The sequence below is a fragment of the Xenophilus azovorans DSM 13620 genome, from assembly GCF_000745855.1.
Classification (GTDB): Bacteria; Pseudomonadota; Gammaproteobacteria; order Burkholderiales; family Burkholderiaceae_C; genus Xenophilus; species Xenophilus azovorans.
The window spans coordinates 1-2,458 of the sequence record NZ_JQKD01000119.1 but is presented as its reverse complement, the minus strand read 5'-3'; the positions used below and the strand labels follow the sequence as shown (position 1 = coordinate 2,458).

General features: G+C 70.8%; 2 protein-coding genes and 2 pseudogenes. 2 read left to right on the top strand and 2 right to left on the bottom strand.

Annotated features, from left to right (window positions below; translation table 11 throughout):
* A pseudogene (locus tag Q392_RS33975) lies at window positions 1-101 on the top strand (IS5/IS1182 family transposase); the annotation flags it as partial.
* A gap of 66 nt (window positions 102-167) precedes the next feature.
* Here Q392_RS33975 and Q392_RS26285 read toward each other — a convergent pair.
* Window positions 168-821 carry an FABP family protein gene (locus tag Q392_RS26285; protein ID WP_038215549.1) on the bottom strand — a complete coding sequence of 218 codons (654 nt, stop codon included), beginning with the start codon at window positions 819-821 and terminating at the stop codon, window positions 168-170.
* A gap of 179 nt (window positions 822-1,000) precedes the next feature.
* Entirely contained in the window at window positions 1,001-2,029 is a 1,029-nt protein-coding gene (locus tag Q392_RS26280) for an SDR family oxidoreductase (RefSeq protein ID WP_038215546.1), read from the bottom strand.
* Window positions 2,030-2,300: 271 nt separating this feature from the next.
* Here Q392_RS26280 and Q392_RS33970 point away from each other — a divergent pair.
* Window positions 2,301-2,458, top strand: a pseudogene (locus Q392_RS33970) (tripartite tricarboxylate transporter substrate binding protein BugD); the annotation flags it as partial.

Below are 2,458 nucleotides of genomic sequence, written 5' to 3'. Positions count from 1 at the left end.
TCAAGCAGTTCCGACGCATCGCCACGCGTTACGACCGCAAGGCCGCCCACTTCATGGCCTTCCTCTGCCTGGCCGCAAGTCTGGCTTGGCTGACACATTGAATGTCGATTCAGCCTAGGGCCTGTTGACGCTCTGGAAGGGGTCGCCTTCCAGAGCGTCAACAAGCCCTACGCCGCGGCCGGGGTGGCCTGGGGCCGCACCAGCGGGTTCGGCGTCGGCTCCTCCACCTTGCGCAGCAGGTTGCGGTCGGTGTGGTGGAAGGGCTCGGCCTGGCCGAGGATCTGCAGCACGGCGTCTTCCTCGTAGCCCCAGGTGCCGTCGTCGTTGTACGTGACGGCGATGCGGAAGGCAGTGGTGCGGAAAGCCTCGTTCAGGAAGGGCGACGAGCAGATGCCCCAGGTCTCCAGGCCCTGCGTGGCCGTCAGCTCGAAATGCGCGGCGTCGGGCGCGACGGTGCCGCCGGCCATCGCGGTCTGCCCGCGCGGGATGGTCAGCGTGTGCATCACCGTCGAGGTGGCCGGCTCCCACAGCCAGAAGCCCACCTGCTCGTGGTAGGTCTTCGCCAGCCCCGGCTTGGTGATGTGCGTGTGGTAGCGCAGGCCGTACAGCAGTTGCGGACCGTTGGTCACGGGGTCGATGGGCTGCAGCGAGATGCGCTCCACGAAGGCCTGCTTCTTCGGCCCCTCGGCCTTCGGCTTGACGTCCAGCCCGCGCGTGCCCTCCCACACGCCCGCCATGCGGGTCAGCGGACCGAGGTTGCGCAGCGTGTCGAAGTCGACGTCGGAAGGTTCGGTGTAGATGTCGCGCGTGGGAGCGTTCATGGTGTCGTGGGTGGAGATCGGCAGGGAACTGTAGCGCCGATCACCCGAGCTGCTGCTCTGAAGGCCGCGGAGCAGGCCATGCGCGAACACCCGCGGAACCGGCTTTGCCGGGCCGCAGGGTGTGCCCCCGCGAGGGGGTTGCCGAAGCGGAACGAAGTCCGCGCAGGCTGGGGGCGGGCCTATATCGCTCCGACGTCCCCCGTCACCGGCAGCACGATGCCCGTGATGTAGCTGGCGCACACCGGCGCCGCCAGGAACACGAAGGCCGGCGCCAGCTCCTCCGGCTGCGCGGGGCGGCCGAAGGCCGTCTCCCGGCCGAAGCGGCGCACCTCGGCGGCCGGCTTGTCGGCCGGGTTCAGCGGCGTCCACACCGGGCCCGGCGCCACGGCGTTGACGCGGATGCCGCGCCCGATCACGTTCTGCGCCAGCGCCTTGGTGAAAGCATGGATTGCCCCCTTGGTGGCCGAGTAGTCGAGCAGCTTGGCGCTGCCGCTCAGGCCGGTGCGCGAGCCGTTGTTGATGATCGAGGCGCCCTCGCCCAGGTGCGGCAGCGCCGCGCGCGCCATGCGCATGTAGCCGCCGATGTTGGTCTGCAGGGTCAGGTCGATGCGCTCGTCGCTGAGGTCCTCCAGCCGGTCGGCATGCATCTGGAAGGCGGCGTTGTTGACCAGCACGTCGAGCCGGCCGAAGGCCTTGAGCGTGCGCGCGACGGCCTTCTCGCAGAAGGCCGTGCGCCGCACGTCGCCGCGGATCAGCACGCAGCGCCGGCCCTCGGCCTCCACGTGCGCACGGGTCTCCTCGGCGTCCGCCGTCTCGCTCAGGTACACGATGGCCACGTCCGCGCCTTCGCGCGCGAACAGCACCGCCACCGCGCGGCCGATGCCCGAGTCGCCGCCGGTCACGATGGCCGCCATGCCGGCGAGCTTGCCGCTGCCCACGTAGCCGGGCGCGGTGAAGCGCGGCCTGAGCTTCAGGTCCTGCTCGCGCCCCGGCTTGGCGAGCTGCTCGCCCGTCTGCCGCTCGGGCTGGCGGCGCGCGCCGGCCTGCACCGGCCGGCGCGCCTTCGTCTTCTTCGCCGGCGCGGCGCGGTCGCGCGCGGCCTGGCTGCGCTGGATGGCACGCTGGCGCGCGACCAGGGCGCGCGTACCGCCGGCTGCGGCCGGGGAGCGGGTGGAGGATGTATTGCGCGATACCTTGCTGCTGGCCATGGCCCTTCTTCCTTTCGTCTTCTCTGCGCCCATCTTCTTGCGCTGGATCAAGAGCGATGCCTCGCCGCGGCGAGGCCCATGGTCCATATGCTGGCCGCGGACGTGAGCGGCCGCTGTCGTCCGAGGCCGCACCGCCGGCCCGGACAGTGCGCCAGGCAGCGGCTCGCGCCGGCCCGAGCCCACTCGCGCTCAGGGCAATTCGGGATTCGCCCGCGCGGCATGCGTCGATAAGATCGCGGCCTTTTTGACTCGCACACATCCCGGAGAAGCCATGAAGAAACTGTTCGCCCTGGCAGCGATCGCGGTCGCGGCCGCTGGGGCCCACGCGGCCGATTTCCCCGACGGCAAGCCCATCACCTTCGTGGTGCCGTTCGCCGCGGGCGGGCCCACCGACAAGGTCGCGCGCGACCTGGCCGAGGCCATGCAAAA

What these genes read in the sequence shown, in the direction of transcription:
- Q392_RS26285 (WP_038215549.1), bottom strand. Translation starts at nt 821, where the DNA reads ATGAACGCTCCCACGCGCGACATCTACACCGAACCTTCCGACGTCGAC.
- Q392_RS26280 (WP_038215546.1), bottom strand. Translation starts at nt 2,029, where the DNA reads ATGGCCAGCAGCAAGGTATCGCGCAATACATCCTCCACCCGCTCCCCG.